Here is a 2352-nt window from a genome sequence, read left to right as displayed (position 1 = left end):
GGTGACCGGGCCCTGGCCCTCCCAGCGGGCCACCCCGTCCAGGTCCCGGTCCACCGCCTCCTGGTGCAGATGCAGGTACAGGGTGACGGTGGGCAGCAGCCGGGCCGGGTCGAACCGCCACCGCTCACCGGTGGCACTGATCTGGGTGGGCCGGAACGGGGTAGTGAACCCGGCCGGCAGCACCCCCGCCGCCGCCGCGGCCTGCCCGGCGGGCGGCTCGTCCTCGGCCGCGTCCTCCACCAGTGCCGCGGCCTCCTCCTCGGCCGGCGGCACGTCGTCGGCGGGCGGCTCGTCCTCCGCGGGTGGCGGCGCGTCCTCGGTCTTGTTGTCTGATCGGGCCCGGTGCTCGGCGTAGGCCGCCAGCAGCCGGACCGCCTCCGGCGGGTTGGCCAGGATCAGCGCGGCCCGCACCCGCAACCGGTCCTCGCACTCGGTGTCGTCCTGGCCGAGCGCGCGGAGCGCCTGCACCAGGTAGTCCAGGGTGGCGTCGATCCGGATCACCACCGGCGCGTCGGCCCGCAGATACAGGGTCTTCTGCCCGTGCTCGTTGGACCGCCCCACCTTGGCGAACTGCTCGGCCCGGGCCGCCTCCTCCCGCGCCGCGGCCGCCACCGGGTCGGCGGCGACGATCCCGGCCTCCAGCAGGGTCTCGAACCCGGTCCACCCCAACCGCCCGTCCGCATACTCCACCAGCTGGGTGTCGATCAGCCCGGCCTGCTCCGGGGTGAGCTCGCGGGTGCGGGCGGCGACCCGGCGGGCCAGCCACACCGGGACGGTTCCGGCCACCACCCCGGCCCACAACTCCGGCAGCCGGTGCCGCACGTCCAGCGCGTCGGCGATCAGCTGCTGCCCGGCGTACCCGGACCGGCCCAGCGCGGCGCCGAGCTCGGCGGCGGCGAACTCCCGCACCTTCGGGGTCCCGGCCCCACCCATCCGGACCAGCCGCTCCATCCCGGCCAGCACCCGGCCATCCTGGCCCAGCCGGGGGGTGGCGTGCAGGTCCGCGTAGTGCGCGGCGGCCAGGAACAGCCGGGCCTCCCGGTCCCGCTGCTCCGCGTGCCAGCCCTCCACCGCCGCCAGCGTCCCGGCCGCGTCCAGGTCCTCGATCGGTGTGTCCGTCATGCTGCTCAACCTACCGCCCCCCACCGACACTCACCGGTGCCGAATCCGCGTTGTCCACAGGGGTATCCAGCCGCCGACAGCCAGGCCCCCCGGCCCCGCTGCCCGGCCTCACTCAGTGTCTGCAACATGGTCCGGACGCTACGGCAGACCACCGACAACCAGGCGTGCAGCGGACCCGTCGTCCACAGGCGCGGGGCATCGCCCCTTCCCGCCGAGAAGGCAGCGGATGCCCGCCCGGTCCCTGGCGCCGCACACACGGATCCCCCAGCACCTGCAGCGGCGCACGCGCCCCGCGTTGTCGCGCTGCCGAACACGTTGGTAGTGGGGGCTCGTCTCTCGGGCGGCAACTAACTAAATGGTGAACGGCTGCTGGGTGAGGAATGCTGCATCCTTGACAAGTACGTCGTCCAGGCCGGGTGTCTGGTCGGTCGACATGTTGGCGACGATGGCCTGATGGAACGCCCGGTAGTCGCCCGCGAACCCGCCGTCTGCCCACACCTCAAGCAGGCTCTCGGTGAAGGCCCCATTGCGGGCGCCGTCGAACGAGACCTGGTCGTCCTGGCATCCGGAGATCAGCAGCACGGACGCAACCACATCGGCGTCCTGGTTGCGGCGCGCCTGGGCTTTGACCAGTTCGTACGTAGCCCGACGTGCCGCGTTGTCCTGGGCGCAGATGAGACTGGGCATCGCCCGATCGACCCGAGTGTCGGCCAGGTCACGGTTCACGCTGCCGCTGTGGCAGCTGTCGCTGAGGACGAGCAGCCGAACCCCCGAAGCGAACTGTGACCACGCGCGGTATAGCTCATCGTCGATGAGTTGGCGGTCGAACAGCACCCAAGTCTCATCCTTGCCCTCGTCCTCGTCACCCTCGACGTCGTCGATCTGGCCACCGTGGCCGGAGTAGGTAACGAGGCAGATGTCACCACCCGACGCCCGCCGAGCGAGGTCACCGAGCGCGCTGATCACACGCGCGCTGGTGGCGTCACACTCGAGCAGGCTCGAGGTGGAGTAGCCCGCGGCGAGCGCGAGCGTCTCCATGCTCGCGGCGTCGCTGAGACAGCCCTGCAGGGCGCCGTCCCACCCGCCGTACGCCGTGGGGTCGACATGGTTGAGTCCGATGTGAAGTGAATACCCGGCCATTTGTGGTTCCTTTCGTTGAGAGGGCACCTCGCCAAGACGCACAAACGTGCTTGCGGCGGTCCTGGTCTGGTGACCCGGATGTCGCTGGAT

The 2352-nt window shown here is 71.6% G+C and carries 2 protein-coding genes; both read right to left on the bottom strand.

The features are described 5' to 3' along the window. On the bottom strand, positions 1-1122 hold a 1122-nt coding region (locus VF468_23150), incomplete at its 3' end, for a hypothetical protein (GenBank protein ID HEX5881188.1). A 351-nt stretch (positions 1123-1473) separates the two neighbouring features. After that, positions 1474-2352, bottom strand: an 879-nt coding sequence (locus VF468_23145; protein ID HEX5881187.1) for a caspase family protein, incomplete at its 5' end; no start/stop codon positions are given.

Source organism: Actinomycetota bacterium (genome assembly GCA_036280995.1).
In the GTDB taxonomy this organism is placed as follows: domain Bacteria; phylum Actinomycetota; class CALGFH01; order CALGFH01; family CALGFH01; genus CALGFH01.
Note: the sequence above shows the minus strand (reverse complement) of the source record. Positions and strands in the feature narration are given on the sequence as shown.